The sequence below is a fragment of the Pseudomonas sp. GZJR-8 genome, from assembly GCF_002916705.1.
GTDB classification, from domain to species: domain Bacteria; phylum Pseudomonadota; class Gammaproteobacteria; order Pseudomonadales; family Pseudomonadaceae; genus Aquipseudomonas; species Aquipseudomonas synxantha_A.
In genome coordinates, this window is the sequence record NZ_JXSI01000007.1 from 147,237 (window position 1) to 169,580 (window position 22,344).

The following is a 22,344-nucleotide window of genomic DNA, read 5'->3' on the forward strand; positions in this document are numbered from 1 at the left end:
GGCTCTGAATGAAAATGCTCCCGCTACAAGCCGCCATGGCTGCCGCGCTGTTGAGCGTGGCGATCGGCGTTTCGGCCAAACCGTTGGTGGTCTGCACCGAAGCCAGCCCGGAAGGTTTCGACCCGGTCCTGTACACCACCGCCGTGACCGCTGACGCCGCCGCTGAAACCATGTTCAACCGCCTGGTGGACTTCAAGCCCGGCACCACAGAAGTGGTCCCAGCCCTGGCCAAAGACCTGCCGCAAATCAGCGCCGATGGCCTGACCTACACCTTCCACCTGCGTGACGACATCAAGTTCCACACCACCGACTATTTCAAACCCACGCGCAACCTGAACGCCGACGATGTGCTTTGGAGCTTCCAGCGCCAGCTGGACCCGAATCACCCTTGGCATAAAAAGTCCAACGTGGGCTACCCGTACTTCGAAAGCATGGGCTTCAAGGAACTGCTCAAGAGCGTAGATAAGACCGACGATCACACCGTCGTCTTTACCCTGACTCGTCCTGAAGCTCCATTCCTGGCCGACCTGGCTATGGCGTTTTCCTCGATCCACTCCGCTGAATACGCCGACCAGTTGCTCAAATCTGGCAAGACCGATGACCTGAACGCCAAGCCGATCGGCACCGGGCCGTTCATCTTCACGCGTTACCAGAAAGATGCCCAAGTACGTTTCAAGGCCAACCCGGACTACTTCCGCGGCAAGCCGCCGGCCGACCCACTGATCCTGGCGATCACCGTCGACAACAACGTGCGCCTGCAGAAGCTCAAGGCCAACGAGTGCCAGATCGCGCTGTACCCCAAGCCCGATGACGTGCCGAGCGTCAAGGCTGACCCGAACCTGAAAGTCGATGAGCTGGCAGCCATGACCACCAGCTACACAGCCATGAACACCACCCACAAATACATGAGCGATGCGCGAGTACGTCACGCGATCAATATCGCGTTCGACAAGGCCGGCTACACCGACGCCCTGTACGGCAAAGGCAACGCGGTGGTCGGCACCGGCCCCTATCCGCCAACCTTGCTGGGCTTTAATGACAAGATCAAGAACCCGCCCCGCGACCTGGACAAGGCCCGCGCCCTGCTCAAGGAAGCCGGCGTGCCGGAAGGCACCGAGTTCACCCTGTTCACCCGCAACGGCGGCGGCCCGACCAACCCTAACCCGATGCTCGGCGCCCAGCGCATGCAGGCGGATCTGGCCCAGATCGGCTTGAAGGTCAATATCAAGGTCATGGAATGGGGCGAAATGCTCAAGCGCGCCAAAGCTGGCGAGCACGACATGGTTTCCGCCGGTTGGGCCGGGGATAACGGCGACCCGGATAACTTCCTCACCCCAAACCTGAGTTGCGATGCAGCGAAAAACGGCGAAAACTACGCCCGCTGGTGTAACAAAGAGTTTCAAGACTTGATCGACAAGGCCCGCGCCGACGCTGAACCCGCCGAACGCGCTGCACTCTATGAACAAGCTTTGGCCGTTTTCGAGAAGGACCAACCATGGATCCCCATGGCCTACCCGAAAATGTTTACCGCCATGCGCAAGAACGTCGAGGGTTATACCCAAAGCCCTCTGACTACTAATAACTTCGCCACCACCCAGGTGAAGTAATAAGAAAAACGCTCGGCACCGTCGACATTGACGGTGCCGGACCTGCCTAACCGGCTGATTGAGGTACACACCAAGATGTTTAGTTTTATTGCCCGCCGACTGGGGTTATTGATCCCCACGTTCTTCGGCATCACGTTGCTGACCTTTGCGTTGATTCGCATGATTCCAGGCGACCCCGTAGAAGTCATGATGGGCGAGCGACGGGTTGACCCCGAAATGCACGCACAGGCAATGGAGCGCCTTGGCCTTAACAAGCCGCTGTATGCGCAATACCTGGACTATGTCGGCAAGCTCGCCCAGGGCGACCTTGGCGAATCGCTGCGCACCCGCACCAGCGTGTGGACCGAATTCACCGCCCTTTTCCCCGCGACCCTGGAACTGTCCATGGCCGCGCTGTTGTTCGCCGGTATCCTGGGCCTGTTGGCCGGGGTGATCGCGGCACTCAAGCGAGGATCCCTGTTCGACCATGGGGTGATGGGCATCTCCCTGGCGGGGTATTCGATGCCGATCTTCTGGTGGGGCCTGATCCTGATCATGTTCTTCTCGGTAAGCCTGGGCTGGACCCCGGTATCCGGGCGTATCGACCTGCTCTACGACATCGAGCCGCGCACCGGTTTCATGCTCATCGACACCCTGCTGGCCGACGAGCCGGACGCGTTCTGGGATGCATTGCACCACCTGATCCTGCCGGCTATCGTGCTGGGCACCATCCCGCTGGCGGTGATCGCACGGATGACCCGCTCATCGATGCTTGAAGTACTGCGCGAGGACTACATCCGCACCGCCAAGGCCAAGGGCCTGTCGCCGGCGCGCGTGGTATTCGTGCACGGCCTGCGCAACGCGCTGATCCCGGTACTGACCGTGGTCGGCCTGCAAGTCGGCACGCTGCTGGCCGGTGCGGTACTGACCGAAACCATCTTCTCGTGGCCCGGCATCGGCAAATGGCTGATCGAAGCCATTGGCGCGCGGGACTACCCGGTAGTGCAAAACGGCATTCTGCTGATCGCCTGCCTGGTGATCCTGGTGAACTTCGTGGTGGATATCCTCTACGGCTTCGCCAACCCACGCATCCGTCACCAGCGCTGAGATCATGACCATGACTACCTCTACTCCAGTGTCAGCAGTCGATCAGAGCCTGCTGTACCCGTCCCCGTACAAAGAATTCTGGCAAGCCTTCTCCAAGAACAAGGGCGCGGTTGCCGGCCTGCTGTTCATGTTGCTGATCGTGTTCTGCGCGATCTTCGCCCCCTGGGTTGCGCCGCATAACCCCAGCGAGCAATACCGCGACTTCCTGCTGACCCCACCGGCGTGGCTGGAGGGCGGGCAGATGCAGTTCCTGCTCGGCACCGACGAACTGGGGCGTGACTTGCTCTCGCGCCTGATCCAGGGTTCGCGCCTGTCGTTGCTGATCGGCTTGTCGTCGGTGGTGATGTCGCTGATCCCGGGCATCCTGCTGGGCCTGTTCGCCGGTTTTTTCCCGCGTTTGCTCGGCCCGACCATCATGCGTCTGATGGACATCATGCTGGCCCTGCCGTCGCTGCTGCTGGCCGTGGCGATTGTCGCCATCCTCGGCCCTGGCCTGATCAACACCGTGATCGCCATCGCTATCGTGTCGCTGCCGTCCTACGTGCGCCTGACCCGCGCCGCGGTGATGGGCGAACTGAACCGCGACTACGTGACCGCCGCCCGCCTTGCCGGCGCCGGCCTGCCACGCCTGATGTTCATCACCGTGCTGCCTAACTGCATGGCGCCGCTGATCGTACAAGCGACCTTGAGCTTTTCCTCGGCGATTCTCGATGCCGCGGCCCTGGGCTTCCTCGGCCTTGGCGTACAACCGCCAACCCCCGAGTGGGGCACCATGCTGGCTTCGGCCCGTGACTACATCGAACGCGCCTGGTGGGTCGTGAGCCTGCCTGGCTTGACCATTTTGCTCAGCGTGCTGGCAATCAACTTGATGGGTGACGGCCTGCGCGATGCGCTGGACCCGAAACTCAAGAACGCCGCCTGAGGAGATTCCCATGTCACTGTTAGAAATCAAGAATCTCAACGTGCGCTTCGGCGACAAGACCGCCGTACCGGTGGTCGACGGCCTCGACCTGTCGGTCGACAAAGGCGAAGTACTGGCGATCGTTGGCGAGTCGGGCTCGGGTAAATCCGTGACCATGATGGCGCTGATGGGCCTGATCGAGCATCCCGGCATCGTTACCGCCGATGCGCTGAACTTCGACGGCAAGGACATGCTCAAGCTGAGCAACCGCCAGCGCCGCCAGATCGTCGGCAAAGACCTGGCGATGGTGTTCCAGGACCCGATGACCGCGCTGAACCCCAGCTACACCGTGGGTTTCCAGATTGAAGAAGTGCTGCGCTTGCATTTGAAAATGTCCGGCAAACAAGCGCGCAAGCGGGCTATCGAACTGCTGGAAAAAGTCGAGATCCCAGGCGCCGCCAGCCGTATGGATGCCTACCCGCACCAATTGTCCGGCGGTATGAGCCAACGCGTGGCAATCGCCATGGCGATTGCCGGCGAGCCCAAGTTGCTGATCGCCGATGAACCGACCACTGCGTTGGACGTGACCATCCAGGCGCAGATCATGGAACTGCTGCTGGCCCTGCAAAAAGAGCAGAACATGGGCCTGGTGCTGATCACTCACGACCTCGCGGTAGTGGCTGAAACCGCCCAGCGCGTATGCGTGATGTACGCAGGCCAAGCGGTGGAAGTCGGCCAGGTGCCGCAACTGTTCGACATTCCGGCGCACCCGTACAGCGAAGCGCTGCTCAAGGCGATCCCGGAGCACAGCCTCGGCGCCACGCGCCTGGCCACGCTGCCGGGCATCGTTCCCGGCCGCTATGACCGTCCGCAGGGCTGCTTGCTGTCACCGCGCTGCCCGTATGTCCAGGACTCCTGCCGCGCCCAGCGTCCAAGCCTTGATCCGAAAAGCAACAGCCTCGCCCGCTGCTTCTACCCGCTGAACCAGGAGGTGGCGTAATGGCCGTCGTACTTACCGCCCGCGACCTCACCCGTCACTATGAAGTGTCCCGTGGCCTGTTCAAGGGCCACGCCACCGTGCGTGCTCTCAATGGCGTGTCCTTTGAGCTGGAAGCCGGCAAGACCCTCGCGGTTGTGGGCGAGTCGGGTTGCGGCAAATCCACCCTGGCCCGTGCCCTCACGCTGATTGAAGAGCCGTCTTCGGGCTCCTTGAAAATTGCCGGCCAGGAAGTGGCCGGTGCCGACAAGGCCCAGCGCAAGCAATTGCGTAAAGACGTGCAGATGGTGTTCCAAAGCCCGTATGCGTCGTTGAACCCACGCCAGAAAGTCGGTGATCAACTGGCGGAGCCGTTGCTGATCAACACCAACCTGTCCGCCGCCGAGCGCCGCGAAAAAGTCCAGGCGATGATGAAGCAAGTGGGCCTGCGCCCTGAGCATTATCAGCGCTACCCGCACATGTTCTCCGGCGGCCAGCGTCAGCGTATCGCCCTGGCTCGGGCGATGATGCTGCAACCCAAAGTGTTGGTGGCGGACGAACCGACCTCGGCGCTGGACGTGTCGATCCAGGCCCAGGTGCTCAACCTGTTCATGGATTTGCAGCAGGAATTCAACACCGCCTACGTGTTCATCTCCCACAACCTGGCAGTGGTGCAACACGTCGCCGACGACGTGATGGTGATGTACCTCGGCCGCCCAGTGGAAGTAGGCCCCAAGGAAGACATCTACGCCCGCCCGCTGCACCCCTACACGCAGGCGCTGCTGTCGGCCACACCGACCATTCACCCGGACCCGAACAAGCCGAAGATCAAAATCGTCGGCGAACTGCCTAACCCGCTGAACCCGCCACCTGGCTGCGCGTTCCACAAGCGCTGCCCGTATGCGACCGAGCGCTGCAGCAGCGAGGAGCCGCTGTTGCGACCATTGGATAATCGGCAGGTGGCTTGCCACTACGCGGAGCAATTCGTGGCCTGACGCCTCCCTTGTAGGAACTGCAGCTTCAATGAGTTCCATCACCCTTCCCGCCAGATTGCGCATCAGTCTGGCCGGAGGGGCTTTTTTTTGCGCATTTGTAGCAAAGAAAATACAGATGGACCTGCGCCTTTCAATGCCTCCGGCCTTGAAAACATTGCGCCAGAGCCCTCTGGAAAGTGTATAGATTGTAAATGAAATTTACTTTTGTTTGAGAATCAATACCATCACGACACAAAGAGGGCGCTGGATACTGGCTGCCAAGCCACGGTTGGCTACGCGAAAAATTCAGACGCCTCTCGTTCAATCGCCCCTCGCAAAGGACTTTGTGGACATGTCGTCTCAATTCAGGCTCAGCCATCTATCGCTGGCGTTTATCGCTACCCTCTCGTCTCCCGCGCTGCTGGCGGAGAGTGTGGAAAAAGAGCGCGATAAAGTGCCGATCCAGGCAACGGACCTGCCTGTAGATGGCACCTCCCAAGCCTTGGTGTTGGGCGAGACGCGCGTGCTGGGCACCGCTGCCGAAGAACTCAAGCAAGCGCCCGGCGTGTCGATCATCACCGCCGAAGACATCAAGAAACGCCCACCCAGCAACGACCTGTCGGAGATCATCCGCCGCGAGCCAGGCGTCAACCTGACCGGCAACAGTTCCAGCGGCAGCCGTGGCAATAACCGTCAGATCGACCTACGCGGAATGGGCCCGGAAAACACCCTGATCCTGATCGATGGCAAACCCTCCACCTCACGCAACGCCGTGCGTTATGGCTGGAGCGGTGACCGTGATACCCGTGGCGAAACCAACTGGGTGCCGGCCGAAGAAGTCGAGCGCATCGAAATCCTGCGCGGCCCGGCCGCCGCTCGTTATGGCTCCGGGGCCATGGGCGGGGTGATCAACATCATCACCAAACGCCCGACCGATCAATTGCACGGTTCGCTGACCGCCTACACCGCCTTCCCCGAAAACGATGCCGAAGGCGCGAGCAAGCGCACCAACTTCAACCTCAGCGGCCCGCTGACCGACAGTCTCGCATTCCGTGTCTATGGCGGACTGAACAAGACCGACGCGGATGACGCCGACATCAACCGCGCAGCCCAAGCCACTCCAGATTCGCTGGTGGCCGGACGCGAAGGCGTGCGCAATAAAGACGTCAACGGCTTGCTGAGCTGGCAATTCAGCCCAGAGCAAACCCTCGACCTGGAAGCCAGTTACAGCCGCCAGGGTAATATTTTTGCCGGCGATACCATGCTCAACGGCGGTGGCGCATTCGTTGAAAGCCTGGTGGGCAAGGAAACCAGTGTGATTCAACGCAGCAGCTTCTCTGCAACCCACCGTGGTGAATTTGACTGGGGCTCGACCCTGGCCTCGCTGACCCACGACCTGACCCGCAATGAGCGTCTCAACGAAGGCCTGGCCGGATCCGGCGAGGGCGCGCCTTCGGCCAGCGCCGGGCGTTTCGAATCACGCCTGCGTAACACCCGGGCCACCGCCGAGGTCAACCTGCCCCTGAGCTTCGGTGCCGAACAAGTCCTGACCCTGGGCAGCGAATACCTCTACGAGTCGATGAACGATCCAGGCTCGTTGCGCCCGCAAACTTATGACCCGGGCACCGGCGGCGTCCCCGCCATCCCCGGCGTCAGCCGCAACAGCACCAAGACCACCGCATCGAGCTATGCCTTGTTTGCCGAGGACAACATCGAACTGGGCAGCAAGACCATCATCACCCCTGGCCTGCGCTACGACGACCATGAAGAATTCGGCGGCAACTGGAGCCCCAGCTTCAACGCCTCGCACCAGTTGACCGATGAACTGAGCCTCAAGGGCGGTATCGCCCGTGCCTACAAGACTCCCAACCTGTACCAGTCCAACCCGAACTACTTGCTGTACAGCCGTGGCAATGGCTGCAACGCCAGCGAAGCCAATATGGGCGGTTGTTACCTGGTGGGTAATCGCGACCTGAAGCCGGAAATCAGCGTCAACAAGGAAATCGGCCTGGCCTTCGACAAGGGTACCTGGCGTACCAGCGCGACGTACTTCCGTAATGACTACAAGAACAAGATCAATGCCAGTAACGAGGCGGCTTTCCGCCTGGGCAATGGTCGCCGCGTACTGGAGTGGGAAAACAGCGGGCCCGCGTTGGTCCAGGGGGTTGAAGGCAACCTGTTCGTAAGCCTGCGCAGCGATCTGGACTGGAACACCAACCTGACCTACATGATCGACTCCAAGGACAAAGACACCGGCGAGCCGTTGAGCATCATCCCCAAGTACACCGTCAACACCACGCTGGACTGGCAAGCCACCGACAAGCTGTCCTTCCAGGTCAGCGGCACCTACTACGGCAAGCAGGAAGCGCCGACACTCAACTCACGCAGTGCCAACAGCTATGACCGCAGCGCCCAGCAGGATGTCGACCCGTATGGGCTGATGGGACTGAGCAGTGGTTATGAGTTCAGCAAAAACTTGAGCGTGCGTGTCGGTATCAACAACCTGCTGGACAAGCGCCTGTCGCGCAAAGGCAATGCCGAGGATGCCGGTGCCCAGACCTATAACGAGCCGGGCCGGGCTTATTTCGCGTCGGTGACCACCTCGTTCTAAGTCACCGCCTGAGGTCTGAAAAGCGCCTTCCGCCAGCTATAGCCTGACGGGAGGCGCGTTCTTTTCAGCAAGCCTACGTCTGGCTGTCGCCTTCATCTGCGTCGTCGCTGTCAGGCTCGTCGGTAGTCGAGTCATCATCACCCTCGCTGCCGCCCTGGCCTTGATCGCCTGGTTCGGCTTCGGACTTGGCCAACTGCAAGTCCGATGCCTGGCCACTCGTCACCACCCCTACGCTCTGCACCGGGTTATGCGCCCAGGCCGTCGACATCCCCAACGACAACAGCACCAGCACCTTCATCAACAGCACTACGCGTTGAAAAATACTCATGGTTGATTCCGTCCAGTCAGTAAATAAGACCCGCACGGCAGTCATTAACTGCCACCAGCGTTTACGCTAGTCGCGATGCCGGATTACCGCCAATCTCCAGCCTTTTGGAGATCGAAATGTGGGAGGGGCTTGCTCCCGATTGCGGAGTGTCAGAGCCCAATACACTGGCTGACACACCGCTATCGGGGGCAAGCCCCCTCCCACATTCTCTGAAACGCTCAGACCTTAGTGGTGTTCGCGGGTCGCGCGGAACTTCACATCCGGCCAGCGCTCTTCCATCAACGCCAGGTTGACCCGGGTCGGCGCCAGGTAGGTCAGGTGACCACCGCCGTCGACCGCGAGGTTTTCCACCGCCTTGTTGGAGAACTCTTCCAGCTTCTTCTTATCGCTGCACTCGATCCAGCGCGCCGAATACACGGTGATCGGCTCGTAGGAGCACTCCACTTTGTATTCCTCCTTCAAGCGACTGGCGACCACGTCGAACTGCAGCACACCCACGGCGCCGAGGATGATGTCGTTGCTGCGCTCGGGGAAGAACACCTGGGTGGCACCTTCTTCGGCCAATTGCTGCAAGCCTTGGCGCAGTTGCTTGGACTTGAGCGGGTCGCGCAGGCGCACGCGGCGGAACAGTTCCGGGGCGAAGTGCGGGATACCGGTAAAGCCCAGCGCTTCGCCTTCGGTGAAGGTGTCACCGATCTGGATGGTGCCGTGGTTGTGCAGGCCGATGATGTCGCCGGCGTAGGCTTCTTCGAGCTGTTCACGCTCGGAGGAGAAGAACGTCAGGGCGTCGCCGATGCGCACGTCCTTGCCGGTACGCACGTGGCGCATCTTCATGCCTTTTTCATATTTGCCGGAGCAGATACGCATGAAGGCGATACGGTCGCGGTGCTTGGGGTCCATGTTCGCCTGGATCTTGAACACGAAGCCGGTGAATTTCTCTTCCACCGGTTCCACGGTACGCTCGTTGGCGACACGCGCCAGCGGGCGCGGTGCCCAGTCCACTACCGCGTCGAGCACGTGGTCGACGCCGAAGTTGCCCAAGGCGGTACCGAAGAACACCGGGGTCAACTGGCCGTCGAGGAATTCCTGCTGGTTGAATTCGTGGCAGGCGCCCTGCACCAGTTCCAGTTGGTCGACAAAACGGTCGTACTCGTCACCCAGATGGGCGCGGGCTTCGTCCGAGTCGAGCTTTTCAATGATCTTGGTTTCGGTACGTTCGTGACCATGGCCGGCGGTGTAGACAATGATGTAGTCGTCGGCCAGGTGGTACACGCCCTTGAAGTCGCGGTAGCAACCAATCGGCCAGGTAATCGGCGCGGCCTTGATCTTCAGGACGGCTTCGATTTCATCCAGCAACTCGATCGGGTCGCGGATATCACGGTCGAGTTTGTTGATGAAGCTGACGATCGGCGTGTCACGCAGGCGGCAAACGTCCATCAGCGCAATGGTGCGTGGCTCAACGCCCTTACCGCCGTCGAGGACCATCAGCGCCGAGTCCACCGCGGTCAGAGTGCGGTAGGTATCTTCGGAGAAGTCTTCGTGCCCGGGGGTGTCGAGCAGGTTGACCATGTGGTCGCGATACGGGAATTGCATGACCGACGTGGTAATGGAAATACCCCGTTGTTTTTCCATCTCCATCCAGTCGGATGTGGCATGGCGGTCGGATTTGCGCGATTTCACCGTGCCGGCTACCGCGATCGCCTTGCCCATCAGCAACAGCTTTTCGGTGATGGTGGTTTTACCGGCATCGGGGTGGGAAATAATGGCGAAAGTGCGGCGTTTCGCGACTTCGGCGGCCTGGTGGGTCATGGGAAATCGCCTGGCAGGTGAGTCAAAAAAGGGCGGCGAGTATAGCGCAAACGAGGGGGTACGGACCACCGTTGAGCCCATTGGGGGTGGCTAAATGCGCCCAAGTGTGGAACCTTTTAAAAGGTCGAGACGTCCACTCCCCTGCTACCGCACTCGGAACAGGGGCTGAAATATCAGCAAGTTAGCCTGACGAGGCTGCGCTCATGGCTTGATCGCATACTGCATTGCCAGTATCGGCGAGCTGCTTTTCGCGAACCTATTCGCCGACAGCCAGGAATGGCATTGCCGCCGGAGAATGTGTTCGCCGACAAAAGAAAAAAGGAGTCCGCCTGTGGCTATTCGCTATGGCAAAGGGCTGATAGGAGGCGCGGTTGTCGTCGCGCTCCTGGCCCTGCTGGTCCACTGGATCGGCATCAACACGATCGAACTGTACCGCGACGATTTGTTGTTTTACCTGCAAGCTCACCTGATTCTTGTCCTAGTCTCCATGCTGGCAGCCCTGATTGTGGGCATCCCCGCTGGTATCCTGCTCAGCCGACCCAACATGGTCGGGCGTGCAGAACGTTTCATGCAGATCTTCAACATCGGCAACACCGTCCCTCCCCTGGCTGTACTGGCCATCGCCCTCGGCGTCCTCGGCATCGGCAGCGGCCCGGCCATCTTCGCGCTGTTTCTCGCCTCCCTCCTGCCCATCGTGCGTAACACCTACGAAGGCTTGAAAAACGTCCAGGGTTCCCTCAAGGAAGCCGCCACCGGCATCGGCATGACGCCGCGTCAGGTGCTGTTTCGCGTGGAACTGCCCAACGCCGTGCCGATCATCATCGGCGGTGTACGTGTGGCCCTGGCGATCAACGTCGGCACCGCGCCACTGGCGTTCCTGATTGGTGCCAACAGCCTGGGCAGCCTGATCTTCCCCGGCATTGCCCTGAACAACCAGCCGCAACTGCTGCTCGGCGCTGCATGCACCGCGCTGCTGGCATTGCTGCTTGACGGCCTGGTGACCATGGCCAGCCGCCTCTGGCTGGAACGCGGGTTGCGCCCGTCTTAACGCCAGGAAAGGAATCGACATGAAAAAACTAAGCTTGATATTAGGCTGCGTCCTGCTGTTTGCAGGTATTGCGCAAGCCGCTGAAAAACCGGTGATTCGCATTGGCGCCCGGGTGTTCACCGAGCAGACCCTGCTCGCCGAAATCACCTCCCAGTACCTGCGCACCAAGGGTTACGACGCCCGTGTGACGGGTGGCCTGGGCAGCAACCTGGCACGCAGTGCCCAGGAAAGCGGGCAACTGGATCTGATCTGGGAATACACCGGCGTATCGCTGGTGGCCTATAACCACATCGACGAGAAGCTCGACAGCGAACAGTCCTACGCCCGGGTGAAAGAACTCGACGCGAAAAAAGGCTTGGTCTGGCTCTCGCCGTCGAAATTCAGCAACACCTACGCGCTGGCACTGCCGGAAAACGTGGCCAAGGAATTTCCGCAGATCAACAGCATCAGCGACCTGACCAAAGCCCTGGCCGAGGACACCAAGGAAAACCGCCTGGTGGCCCTCGACACCGAGTTCGCCAACCGTTCCGACGGCATGGGCGGCATGGTCAAGTTGTATGACATGAACCTCACGCGCAAAAACACCCGGCAGATGGACGCTGGCCTGGTCTACACCGCCCTGCGTAATGGCCAGGTGTTTGCCGGTCTGGTCTACACCACCGATGGCCGCCTGAACGCGTTCAAATTGAAGCTGCTGGCCGACGACAAGCATTACTTCCCGGACTACACCGCAGCTCCGGTGATCCGTCAGGAATATCTCGACCAGCATCCTCAATTGGCCGCAGAGCTCAAGCCCTTGGCCGAGCTGTTCGACGACGCAACCATGCGCGAGCTGAATGCGCGGGTCGACGTCGACCACGAAAGCCCGTCCGCTGTCGCCGCCGATTTCCTGCGCCAACATCCGATCAACTAAGAAGGAGAAGACATGGAATTTTTGAACGCCTTTTCCCATCTTGATTGGGCCCAAGTCCTGCACCTGACCTGGCAGCACATCACCCTGGTCGGCATCGCCGTGATCCTCGCGATCTTTATCGGCGTGCCCCTGGGTATTCTGATGACGCGCTTCCCAACCCTCGCAGGTCCCTTGCAAGCCAGCGCCACGGTGTTGCTGACCGTGCCATCCATTGCGCTGTTCGGGCTGCTGTTGCCGTTCTACTCCAAGTTCGGCCAGGGCCTGGGGCCGATGCCGGCGATCACCGCCGTGTTCCTGTACTCCCTGCTGCCAATCATGCGTAACACCTACCTGGCCCTCACCGGCGTTGAGCCAGGCATTCGCGAGGCCGCCAAAGGCATCGGCATGACCTTCGGCCAGCGCCTGCGCATGGTCGAACTGCCGATTGCCGTGCCGGTGATCCTCGCTGGCGTGCGCACCGCCGTCGTGATGAATATCGGTGTGATGACCATCGCCGCCACCATCGGTGCCGGTGGCCTGGGTGTACTTATTCTGGCTTCCATCAGCCGCAGCGATATGTCGATGCTGATTGTCGGCGCCGTGCTGGTCAGTCTCCTGGCCATCTTCGCCGACCTGCTTCTGCAATGGCTGCAACGCTCGCTGACTCCAAAAGGATTGCTCAAATGATCGAACTTCAAAACCTGTCCAAGACTTTTCAAAGCAACGGCAAGACTGTCACCGCCGTCAACGATGTAAGCCTGACCGTCAACGAAGGCGAAATTTGCGTATTCCTGGGGCCCTCGGGCTGCGGCAAGAGCACCACGCTGAAGATGATCAACCGCCTGATCAAGCCCTCCTCGGGCAAGATCCTGATCAACGGTGAAGACACCACTGACCTGGACGAAGTGACCCTGCGTCGCAACATCGGCTATGTAATCCAGCAGATCGGCCTGTTTCCCAACATGACCATCGAGGAAAACATCGTGGTCGTGCCCAAGCTGCTCGGTTGGGACAAGCAAAAATGCCACGACCGCGCCCGCGAACTGATGAGCATGATCAAGCTGGAACCCAAGCAGTACCTGCATCGCTACCCACGTGAGCTGTCCGGTGGCCAGCAACAGCGTATCGGCGTGATCCGTGCGCTGGCGGCTGATGCGCCGCTGTTGCTGATGGATGAGCCGTTCGGCGCGGTCGACCCGATCAACCGCGAGATGATCCAGAACGAGTTCTTCGAGATGCAGCGCGCGCTGAACAAGACCGTGATCATGGTCAGCCACGACATCGACGAAGCCATCAAGCTGGGTGACAAGATCGCCATCTTCCGTGCCGGCAAGCTGCTGCAGATCGACCACCCGGACACGCTGCTGGCACACCCGGCCGATGAGTTCGTGAGCAACTTCGTGGGCCAGGACAGCACGCTCAAGCGCCTGCTATTGGTGAAGGCCGAAGACGCGGCGGACAACGCCCCGTCGGTGAGCCCGGAAACGCCGGTGGCCGATGCCCTGGAGCTGATGGACGAGCACGACCGCCGCTACGTGGTGGTCACCTGTGCCGAGAACAAGGCACTGGGGTATGTGCGCCGTCGCGACTTACACCGTCAGACCGGTACCTGCGGCCAGTACCTGCGCGAGTTCAACGCCACCGCTGCCTACGACGAGCATTTGCGCATCCTGCTGTCGCGCATGTATGAGTTCAACCGCTCGTGGTTGCCGGTGATGGATGCCGAGCGGGTGTTCCTGGGTGAAGTGACTCAGGAGTCGATTGCCGAGTACCTGAGCTCTGGCAAGTCCCGTGGGGGCAAGACCAGTATTGTCTCGCCGGCCGAGACCGCCCTGGCCTGACCTGATACAACAGGGATAAAAATGTGGGAGGGGGCTTGCTCCCGATAGCGGTGAATCAGTGACTGAGAAGTGACTGACACACCGCTATCGGGAGCAAGCCCCCTCCCACATTTGCCCCTCGGTGAGTCAGGGAAATGTCCTCAATTCCCACTCAGCGGGGAACATCAATCCGTCACACCGGTCGGTTACATAAGTAGCTGGACTGGGTCCCGCGACGAACGCGTGCAAAAACGCGACATTTTTAGTTGATCCCACGCCCATCAAGCCCTAAAGTTCGCGCCGAACGTCCATGCTGGAAACGATCCATCCGGCTCAAGTACTGACGACGAGACAGCAAGGCCAAGGGAAGCTTATCCCGTGGCCTTTTTGCTTTCGGCGACATGCCTTGGGAAGTAGGCGAACCAAAGTGGGGATACGGAGGACGTTCATTTGCACCCATTGCTAATTTCAGTTTGCCCCTAGGAGTCCCCAGCATGTCGATCAACGTCGAAGATTATTTCGCGCGCGCCACCTTTGACAAAATGAAGGCGTTCGCCGACAAGCAAGAAACCCCGTTCGTGGTGATCGATACCGCGATGATCAGCCAGGCCTACGATGACCTGCGCGCCGGTTTCGAATTCGCCAAAGTGTATTACGCCGTCAAGGCCAACCCGGCCGTGGAGATCATCGACCTGTTGAAAGACAAGGGTTCGAGCTTCGACATCGCCTCGATCTACGAGCTGGACAAGGTCATGGACCGCGGCGTCAGCGCCGACCGTATCAGCTACGGCAACACCATCAAGAAATCCAAGGACATCCGCTACTTCTACGAGAAGGGCGTGCGCCTGTTCTCCACCGACTCCGAAGCCGACCTGCGCAACATCGCCAAGGCCGCGCCGGGCTCGAAAGTGTATGTGCGCATCCTCACCGAAGGCTCGACCACGGCCGACTGGCCTTTGTCGCGCAAATTCGGCTGCCAGACCGACATGGCCATGGACCTGCTGATCCTCGCCCGCGACCTAGGCCTGGTGCCTTACGGCATCTCGTTCCACGTTGGCTCGCAACAGCGCGACATCAGCGTGTGGGACGCGGCCATCGCCAAGGTCAAGGTGATCTTCGAGCGTTTGAAAGAAGAAGACGGCATCGAACTGAAGCTGATCAACATGGGCGGCGGCTTCCCGGCCAACTACATCACCCGCACCAACAGCCTGGAAACCTACGCCGAAGAAATCATCCGCTTCCTCAAGGAAGACTTCGGCGACGACCTGCCGGAAATCATCCTGGAGCCAGGCCGTTCGCTGATCGCCAACGCCGGTATCCTGGTGAGCGAAGTGGTGCTGGTGGCCCGTAAGTCGCGTACCGCCGTCGAGCGTTGGGTGTACACGGATGTGGGCAAGTTCTCCGGCCTGATCGAAACCATGGACGAAGCCATCAAGTTTCCGATCTGGACCGAGAAGAAAGGCGAGATGGAAGAAGTGGTCATCGCCGGCCCAACCTGCGACAGCGCCGACATCATGTACGAGAACTACAAGTACGGCCTACCGCTGAACCTGGCGATTGGTGATCGTTTGTACTGGCTGTCGACCGGTGCGTACACCACCAGCTACAGCGCGATTGAGTTCAATGGGTTCCCACCGTTGAAATCGTTCTACGTGTAAGAACGCCGCATATAAAAAACCCATGACAAGTCATGGGTTTTTTTTGGCTTCAGGAAAAGGTCGCGGCACGCTGTTGATAGGCATTGGCCATGGCGCGAATCTGCGGCTCATTGGCCAGCGCCAGCGCCTTGTGCGCCGTTCGCAGGAATTTGAGATTCCCATGCGCCAACGCCTTGCGCAGCCACTCCAGCGCAGCGTCGATTTGGCCTCTGTGCGCCAGCACCGCCGCATAACTGAACTGCCCCCGAAAATCCCCGGCTTCGGCGGAGCGCCGGTACCATTCAACGGCTGCCTCAAGATCCTTGGGGCAATACTGCCCATCTTCCAGATAACGCCCCAACAGATTCATCGACTTGGCGTGGCCCTGCTCTGCCGCCTGGCGATAAAGCGTCAGCGCCTGGGCCTGGTCTTGCACAACGCCACGGCCGGTCGCCAGCAGGTTGGCGTAGTTGTACTGGCCCCAATCCAGGCCGGTCTCTGCTGCCAGCCGGTATTGCCGCGCAGCTGCCGCTTCATCGACGGCGCAACCCCAACCATGCTCCAGGCAACGCCCGGCCATATTGCGCGCCATCACGTGCCCGCCCTGCGCCGCAATCTGGAACCAGCGCAGCGCCAGCGCTTCATCGCGTGCAATACCGCGCCCTTCCAGCAGGATCTGCCCGAGCAACGCCTGGGCATCGACCACGCCTTCCTTGGCTGCGATCAGAATCGCCTGGGCGGCGCGCACCGGGGAATCATCAAGCATGGACTGCAATTGCTCGACGTTGAGCACTTCCTGGCGACGCAATAAAAAGCCCATCTCAGACCTCGACCCAGCGGCGCAGGAGGTTGTGATAGGTGCCGGTGAGCTGGATCAGCGCCGGGTGCTCGGGCACGTCGCGGCTCAGTTGCTGGATGGCGCCGTCCATTTCGAACAGCAAAGTGCGCTGGCTGTCTTCGCGCACCAGGCTTTGGGTCCAGAAGAACGAGGCATAGCGAGCACCACGGGTCACGGCGTTGACTTTATGCAGGCTGGAGCCGGGGTACAGCACCAGATCGCCGGCGGGGAGCTTGACCCGTTGCAGGCCGAAGGTGTCCTGGATCTCCAGTTCGCCGCCGTCGTACTCGTCGGGATCGCTGAAGAACAGCGTGGACGACAGGTCGGTGCGCACGCGCTCGTGGCTGCCTTTGGGCTGGCGCACCGCATTGTCGATATGGAAGTCAAAACTGCCACCTGCGGTATAGCAGTTGATCAGCGGCGGGAAGACCTTGTGCGGCAGCGCCGCCGACATGAACAGCGGGTTGCTCCACAACCGCTCCAGCATGGCTGCGCCGATTTCCTTGGCCAATGGGTGGCCTTCGGGCAATTGCAGGTTGTGCTTGGCTTTGGCGGACTGATGCCCGGCAGTGGTTTTGCCATCGGCCCATTCAGCCTCTTCCAGGGCTTGGCGAATGCGCAGCACCTCCTCGCGAGAGAACAGGCCGGGAATGTGCAGCAACATGAGGCAATACCTGCGATCAGAGAGGCGCCAATGGTATTGATTCTTATCCGCCCTGTAAAACCCGGGGACGAACGAGAACGCAAAATCCGTAACGAAAAAGTGTAAAGAATGTAAATTCGATGCGAATAGCAATATCTCTCAATTGATACAAAGTCTTGTTGGCCCTATATTCCGCGGCCTCACATCCTTGGGGAAGGGACACGTCATGTCGCGCACTACGCTAATAACAACCGCCAGTTCACCACGTATGCTGGCCTCGGCCATCGGCGTTGCCCTCAGCGCCAGCTCTGCCGCCCACCTGGCGCAGGCAGCAGAAAACACCGAGCAAAAAGGCGAGCGCAACCCTATCTCCCTCGGCGCCACCAACATTACCGGCCAGGACCAGGACAACACCTCCTATCAGGTGGAAAAAGCCTCGTCGCAGAAATACACCGCGCCGCTGGTGGACACACCGCGTTCGGTCACCGTGGTGCCGCAACAAGTACTCAAGGACACTGCCGCCACGTCGTTGCAGGACGCCTTGCGCACCGTACCGGGCATTACCTTCGGCGCCGGTGAAGGCGGCAACCCCCAAGGCGATCGCCCGTTCATTCGTGGTTTTGATGCCCAAGGCGACACTTACCTGGACGGCGTGCGCGACACCGGCGGCCAGAGCCGCGAGATCTTCGATATCGAGTCCATCGAAGTCAGCAAGGGCCCGAACTCCTCGTTCGGCGGCCGTGGTTCGGCCGGTGGTAGCCTCAACCTGGTGAGCAAAACCCCACAAGCACGTGACTTCACCAACGGCGGCTTTACCTACGGCTCCGACCAGACCCGCCGCTACGTGCTCGACGTGAACCGCCAGTTCCTCGACGACAGCGCCGCCTTCCGCCTGAACCTGATGAGCCACGAACAAAACGTGGCAGGCCGCGATGCGGTGAACTACGACCGCTGGGGTGTAGCCCCGTCGCTGACGTTCGGCCTGGGCACGCCGACCCGCGTCAACCTCAGCTATTACCATATGGAAAGCGATGACCTGCCGGATTCGGGGATTCCGTATGGTTATGGCTCCTCGACCGCCACCGCCCACGCGCACGACAAACCCAACGACGGCGGCGACAGCAACAATTTCTACGGTTTGAAAAGCCGCGACTTCCGCAAGACCCGTGCCGACATCAGCACGTTCTCCATCGAGCACGACCTGAACGACAACATGACGCTGAAAAATACCCTGCGCCATGGCAGCACCGGCCAGGACTATGTGCTGACACAACCGGACGACAGCAAACTCAACGTCAACAAGTTCGGCACCGTATGGCGTCGTGCCAATAGCCGTGTTTCCACGACCACCACAACCACCAACCAGACCGACCTGTTTGGCAGCTTCCAGGCGCTGGGCTTCAAGCACAGCTACTCCACCGGCCTGGAGTTCACCGGGGAAGAGACCCGTGTCAGCGGCTATACCGTCAGCCCCAACGCCAACCCGGTGTGCAACCCGGCCAAGGGCAGCCTGGGCGGCCAGTGCACCTCACTGAGCAACCCGAACCCGGACGACGCCTGGAACGGCAGCGTTGCGCGCAACTACATGGGCACCAACACCAAGGCCACCAGCCGCGCCGCCTATGTGTTCGACACCATCGAGCTTGATCCGAAATGGCTGCTGAACGTGGGCCTGCGTTACGACACCTTCGATACCGAGGCCAACAGCAACGCCGTGGCCGGACGCTCCAAGATCAAGGACGACAGCCAGTTCTTCAACTGGCAGGCCGGCCTGGTGTGGAAGCCGCTGGAGAACGGCAGCATCTACGCTTCCTACGCGACCTCGGCCACGCCTGCCGGTGGCCTGATCGGCGAAGGCTCCGACGGCAACCCACTGTCAGCCGGAGCCGCCACCAGCGACTTGCAGCCCGAAGAAACCGTCAACTATGAACTGGGCACCAAGTGGGACCTGTTCCACGATCGCATGTCTCTGACCGCAGCTATCTTCCGCACCGAGAAGAAAAACACCCGCATCCTGGTGGACGCTCTCACCTACCAGAACGCCGGTGAATCTCAGGTCGACGGCATCGAGTTGTCCGCCAGCGGCAAGATCACAGATCAATGGCAGTTGTTTGCGGGCTACAGCTACCTGGACAGCGAGCTGGTCAAATCCGGCCTGAACGGGCGTAACGGTGTAGTGAGTGCCGGCTCCAACAAAGGCAACCAGATGCCCAACACGCCGAAGAACTCCTTCAGCCTGTGGACCACCTACGACCTCACCCCCAAGCTGACAGTCGGCGGCGGCGCGTTCTACGTCGATGAGGTTTACGGCGATGCAGGCAACACCGTGTACGTACCCTCCTACACTCGCTACGACGCCATGGCCAGCTACAAGCTGACCAAGAACGTCGACCTGCAATTGAACGTGCAGAACCTGACCGACAAGACCTACTACGACAAGGCCTACTCGGCGCACTTCGCCAACCAGGCGGCCGGTCGTACCGCCCTGTTGACCACCAGCTTCCACTTCTAAACGCAGTCAATGCTCGACCCAAGGCCCCACGTATCGGATGCGTGGGGCTTTTGTGTGTAAAACAGAATTTTTCTCGATAACCCACGGCATAATGCGCGCCGTGACATCGATATCCAGATCAGCGAGGCGCTCCGACGTGTTGAAGAAAACCCTGTTTCAGTTGCACTGGTTCTTCGGCATCACTGCCGGGCTGGTGCTGGCCTTGATGGGGATCACCGGGGCTGCGTACTCGTTCCAGGATGAAATCCTGCGGGCCCTCAACCCCACAGTATTGAACGTACAGAAACGCGAAGCCGGCGTACTGCCGCCTGCCGAGTTGGTGCGCAAGCTGGAGGCCACCGAAGGCAAGAGCGTCGCGATGCTGTGGGTGGAAAGCGACAGCGGCAACGCCGGCCGGGTCGCCTTTACCCCGCCCCCGGGGGAGCGTCGTGGCCAGATGCGCTACTTCGACCCGTACACCGGCGACTACCTGGGCGACGCCGTCGGCCAGGATGTATTCGGCTTTATCCTGCAACTGCACCGCTTCCTCGCCATCGGCGACACTGGGCGCAATATCACGGGCGCCTGCACCCTGATCCTGGTGTTTTTCTGCCTCTCTGGTTTGTACCTGCGCTGGCCGCGCCAGGTAAAAAGCTGGCGCGTGTGGCTGACCCTGGACTGGCGCAAAAAGGGCCGCAGCTTCAACTGGGACCTGCACTCGGTGTTCGGCACCTGGTGCCTGCTGTTTTATCTGCTGGCGGCACTGACCGGGCTGTATTGGTCCTACGACTGGTACAACCAGGGCGTGACCAAACTGCTCTCCGATGCGCCGCAGAACGAGCGGATGCGTAAACGCGGCCCGCCGCCCCCGGGCCCTGCCCCGGTGGCCAACTACGAGGCGATCTGGAGCAGCATCTACAGCAACGCCGGCCCCGACCTGAGTGCCTACAATATCCGTATGCCGGCCGTCGCCGGGCAACCGGCAACCGTGTACTACCTGCTCAAGGATTCACCCCATGACCGTGCGCTGAACCAGATCAACCTGGACCCGGCCACCGGTGAGGTCAAATCCCATGATCGCTATGCCAGCAAGAGCCTCAAGGCTCAACTGCTGACCAGCGTCTATGCGTTGCACACCGGCAGTTATTTCGGCCTGATCGGGCGCATCGTGCTCACCGTCAGCTCGCTGCTCATGCCCCTGTTTTTCATCACTGGCTGGCTGTTGTACCTCGACCGTCGTCGCAAGAAACGCCAGGTACGCGAAGCCCGCCAAGGTTTGAGTGCCCCTCACAGCGATGCGCCGGCCTGGCTGATCGGGTTTGCCAGCCAAAGCGGCTTTGCCGAACAGTTGGCCTGGCAGACTGCCGGGCAATTGCAGGCCGCCGGCGTTGCGGTCAAGGTGCAGCCCCTGGGCAGCGTCAGCCGCGACGACCTCAGCCAATCGCAACATGCGCTGTTTGTGGTCAGCACCTTCGGCGACGGCGAAGCCCCCGACAGCGCCCGTGGTTTCGAGCGCAGCGTGCTCGGCCAGGACCTGCCCCTCAAAGGCTTGAACTACTCGGTACTGGCCCTGGGTGATCGGCAGTATGAACACTTCTGTGGCTTCGCCCGGCGCCTGCATTTCTGGCTGACCAACCAGGGTGGCAACCCGCTGTTTGCCCCGGTGGAAGTCGACAGCGGCGACGCAGTGGCCTTGCACACCTGGCAACAGCAACTGGGCCAGCTCACCGGTCACGCATCCGCGGCAGCCTGGCAGGCAGACCCGTACGAAAACTGGACGTTGAGCCAACGCCGCCTGCTCAACCCCGGCAGCGTGGGGGCCGATGTCTACCTGCTAGGTCTCACTCCACCTTCGCCTCAGAGCTGGCTCGCCGGTGACTTGGTGGAGGTCTTGCCGCGCAATTGTCCGTGGGCCGTGGAGCATTTCCTCGACGGCCTCGGCCTGGCCGGCAGTGACGGCGTGTTGATCGACGGCTTGGCACAAACGCTCGATCAAGCCCTGGCCAACCGTCAACTGCCGGACAACCGTGCACACCTGGTCGGCTTGCATGCCCAAGCCCTGGTGGACGCACTGGTGCCCCTGGGTATGCGCGAATATTCCATCGCCTCGATTGCCAGCGACGGCGTGCTGGAACTGATCGTGCGCCAGGAACGCCACCCCGACGGCAGCCTGGGCCTGGGCTCCGGCTGGCTGACCGAACACGCCGCCATCGGTTCGGGTATCAGCCTGCGCCTGCGCCGCAACAGTGCCTTCCACCTGCCGGACGCTCCCGTGCCGTTGATCCTGCTGGGCAACGGCACCGGCCTTGCGGGCCTGCGCAGCCTGCTCAAGGCGCGTATTGCCGATGGCCAGCAGCGTAACTGGTTGCTGTTTGGCGAGCGCAATATCGCCCACGATTATCTGTGCCAGGACGAACTGCAAGGCTGGCTGGCCAGTGGCGACCTGGCGCTGCTGGACCTGGCGTTTTCGCGGGACCAGGAAGAGAAGATCTACGTACAGGATCGCCTGCGCGAATCGGCAGATGTGTTGCGCAAATGGCTGGCGGACGGCGCGGCGATTTATGTGTGCGGCAGTTTGCAAGGGATGGCGACGGGGGTGGATCAGGCGTTGGTGGATATCCTGGGCAGTGAGGCGGTGGAGCGCTTGATTGAACAGGGCCGCTATCGCCGGGATGTCTACTGA

At 60.7% G+C, this 22,344-nt stretch carries 17 protein-coding genes; 13 read left to right on the top strand and 4 right to left on the bottom strand.

Annotated features, from left to right (window positions below):
- Positions 1-8 precede the first annotated feature (8 nt).
- The 6 genes from TK42_RS15830 (at position 9) to TK42_RS15855 (ending at position 8,155) form a co-directional block, all read left to right on the top strand.
- Positions 9-1,607 carry an ABC transporter substrate-binding protein gene (locus TK42_RS15830; protein WP_103734639.1) on the top strand — a complete coding sequence of 533 codons (1,599 nt, stop codon included), beginning with the start codon at positions 9-11 and terminating at the stop codon, positions 1,605-1,607.
- Positions 1,608-1,682: 75 nt separating this feature from the next.
- A complete protein-coding gene (locus TK42_RS15835; RefSeq protein WP_003171721.1) occupies positions 1,683-2,693 on the top strand; it encodes an ABC transporter permease subunit in 1,011 nt (336 codons plus the stop codon).
- Between the two features lie 10 nt (positions 2,694-2,703).
- On the top strand, positions 2,704-3,615 hold the full coding sequence (locus TK42_RS15840) for an ABC transporter permease subunit (protein ID WP_005784738.1): 912 nt from the start codon (positions 2,704-2,706) through the stop codon (positions 3,613-3,615).
- 10 nt (positions 3,616-3,625) lie between these two features.
- Positions 3,626-4,594 carry an ABC transporter ATP-binding protein gene (locus tag TK42_RS15845; RefSeq protein ID WP_032877816.1) on the top strand — a complete coding sequence of 323 codons (969 nt, stop codon included), beginning with the start codon at positions 3,626-3,628 and terminating at the stop codon, positions 4,592-4,594.
- Positions 4,594-5,565 (top strand): peptide ABC transporter ATP-binding protein, encoded by a 972-nt coding sequence (locus TK42_RS15850; protein WP_005784734.1) that lies wholly within the window; start codon positions 4,594-4,596, stop codon positions 5,563-5,565. The genes TK42_RS15845 and TK42_RS15850 overlap by 1 nt, the downstream gene beginning before the upstream one ends.
- 331 nt (positions 5,566-5,896) lie before the next feature.
- Positions 5,897-8,155, top strand: coding sequence for a TonB-dependent siderophore receptor (locus TK42_RS15855; RefSeq protein WP_103734640.1), 2,259 nt, complete (start codon positions 5,897-5,899; stop codon positions 8,153-8,155).
- 73 nt (positions 8,156-8,228) lie between these two features.
- Here TK42_RS15855 and TK42_RS15860 read toward each other — a convergent pair whose 3' ends face one another.
- Entirely contained in the window at positions 8,229-8,483 is a 255-nt protein-coding gene (locus TK42_RS15860; protein ID WP_032877817.1) for a hypothetical protein, read from the bottom strand.
- 225 nt (positions 8,484-8,708) lie between these two features.
- On the bottom strand, positions 8,709-10,292 hold the full coding sequence (locus tag TK42_RS15865; RefSeq protein ID WP_005784726.1) for a peptide chain release factor 3: 1,584 nt from the start codon (positions 10,290-10,292) through the stop codon (positions 8,709-8,711).
- A gap of 295 nt (positions 10,293-10,587) precedes the next feature.
- Between TK42_RS15865 and TK42_RS15870 the strand changes: the two genes are divergently transcribed.
- The 5 genes from TK42_RS15870 (at position 10,588) to TK42_RS15890 (ending at position 15,710) form a co-directional block, all read left to right on the top strand.
- Positions 10,588-11,340, top strand: coding sequence for an ABC transporter permease (locus TK42_RS15870; RefSeq protein WP_234454787.1), 753 nt, complete (start codon positions 10,588-10,590; stop codon positions 11,338-11,340).
- 19 nt (positions 11,341-11,359) lie between these two features.
- A complete protein-coding gene (locus TK42_RS15875) occupies positions 11,360-12,253 on the top strand; it encodes a glycine betaine ABC transporter substrate-binding protein (RefSeq protein WP_032877818.1) in 894 nt (297 codons plus the stop codon).
- A gap of 12 nt (positions 12,254-12,265) precedes the next feature.
- On the top strand, positions 12,266-12,919 hold the full coding sequence (locus TK42_RS15880; protein WP_005784720.1) for an ABC transporter permease: 654 nt from the start codon (positions 12,266-12,268) through the stop codon (positions 12,917-12,919).
- Positions 12,916-14,073 (top strand): betaine/proline/choline family ABC transporter ATP-binding protein, encoded by a 1,158-nt coding sequence (locus TK42_RS15885; protein ID WP_005784718.1) that lies wholly within the window; start codon positions 12,916-12,918, stop codon positions 14,071-14,073. The genes TK42_RS15880 and TK42_RS15885 overlap by 4 nt, the downstream gene beginning before the upstream one ends.
- 473 nt (positions 14,074-14,546) lie before the next feature.
- Positions 14,547-15,710: a type III PLP-dependent enzyme gene (locus TK42_RS15890; protein ID WP_005784717.1), complete on the top strand. Its 1,164-nt coding sequence runs from the start codon at positions 14,547-14,549 to the stop codon at positions 15,708-15,710.
- Positions 15,711-15,759: 49 nt separating this feature from the next.
- On the opposite strand, the gene TK42_RS15895 is transcribed toward TK42_RS15890, so the two are convergent.
- The gene (locus TK42_RS15895) at positions 15,760-16,509 is read right to left on the bottom strand and encodes a tetratricopeptide repeat protein (protein ID WP_032877819.1); all 750 of its coding nucleotides are present in this window, start codon (positions 16,507-16,509) and stop codon (positions 15,760-15,762) included.
- A gap of 1 nt (position 16,510) precedes the next feature.
- A complete protein-coding gene (locus TK42_RS15900; RefSeq protein ID WP_103734641.1) occupies positions 16,511-17,191 on the bottom strand; it encodes a Fe2+-dependent dioxygenase in 681 nt (226 codons plus the stop codon).
- 205 nt (positions 17,192-17,396) lie between these two features.
- On the opposite strand from TK42_RS15900, the gene TK42_RS15905 reads away from it, so the two are divergent.
- Positions 17,397-19,682, top strand: a complete 2,286-nt coding sequence (locus TK42_RS15905; RefSeq protein ID WP_103734642.1) for a TonB-dependent siderophore receptor — start codon at positions 17,397-17,399, stop codon at positions 19,680-19,682.
- Between the two features lie 136 nt (positions 19,683-19,818).
- A complete protein-coding gene (locus TK42_RS15910) occupies positions 19,819-22,344 on the top strand; it encodes a sulfite reductase flavoprotein subunit alpha (protein ID WP_103734643.1) in 2,526 nt (841 codons plus the stop codon).

Bases quoted from the DNA above. Each gene is read 5' to 3' on its own strand.
- TK42_RS15870 (WP_234454787.1), top strand. From the start codon at position 10,588: ATGTGTTCGCCGACAAAAGAAAAAAGGAGTCCGCCTGTGGCTATTCGC.
- TK42_RS15855 (WP_103734640.1), top strand. From the start codon at position 5,897: ATGTCGTCTCAATTCAGGCTCAGCCATCTATCGCTGGCGTTTATCGCT.
- TK42_RS15860 (WP_032877817.1), bottom strand. From the start codon at position 8,483: ATGAGTATTTTTCAACGCGTAGTGCTGTTGATGAAGGTGCTGGTGCTG.
- TK42_RS15890 (WP_005784717.1), top strand. From the start codon at position 14,547: ATGTCGATCAACGTCGAAGATTATTTCGCGCGCGCCACCTTTGACAAA.
- TK42_RS15885 (WP_005784718.1), top strand. From the start codon at position 12,916: ATGATCGAACTTCAAAACCTGTCCAAGACTTTTCAAAGCAACGGCAAG.
- TK42_RS15895 (WP_032877819.1), bottom strand. From the start codon at position 16,509: ATGGGCTTTTTATTGCGTCGCCAGGAAGTGCTCAACGTCGAGCAATTG.
- TK42_RS15875 (WP_032877818.1), top strand. From the start codon at position 11,360: ATGAAAAAACTAAGCTTGATATTAGGCTGCGTCCTGCTGTTTGCAGGT.
- TK42_RS15840 (WP_005784738.1), top strand. From the start codon at position 2,704: ATGACTACCTCTACTCCAGTGTCAGCAGTCGATCAGAGCCTGCTGTAC.
- TK42_RS15850 (WP_005784734.1), top strand. From the start codon at position 4,594: ATGGCCGTCGTACTTACCGCCCGCGACCTCACCCGTCACTATGAAGTG.
- TK42_RS15830 (WP_103734639.1), top strand. From the start codon at position 9: ATGAAAATGCTCCCGCTACAAGCCGCCATGGCTGCCGCGCTGTTGAGC.
- TK42_RS15835 (WP_003171721.1), top strand. From the start codon at position 1,683: ATGTTTAGTTTTATTGCCCGCCGACTGGGGTTATTGATCCCCACGTTC.
- TK42_RS15845 (WP_032877816.1), top strand. From the start codon at position 3,626: ATGTCACTGTTAGAAATCAAGAATCTCAACGTGCGCTTCGGCGACAAG.
- TK42_RS15865 (WP_005784726.1), bottom strand. From the start codon at position 10,292: ATGACCCACCAGGCCGCCGAAGTCGCGAAACGCCGCACTTTCGCCATT.
- TK42_RS15900 (WP_103734641.1), bottom strand. From the start codon at position 17,191: ATGTTGCTGCACATTCCCGGCCTGTTCTCTCGCGAGGAGGTGCTGCGC.
- TK42_RS15880 (WP_005784720.1), top strand. From the start codon at position 12,266: ATGGAATTTTTGAACGCCTTTTCCCATCTTGATTGGGCCCAAGTCCTG.
- TK42_RS15905 (WP_103734642.1), top strand. From the start codon at position 17,397: ATGTCGCGCACTACGCTAATAACAACCGCCAGTTCACCACGTATGCTG.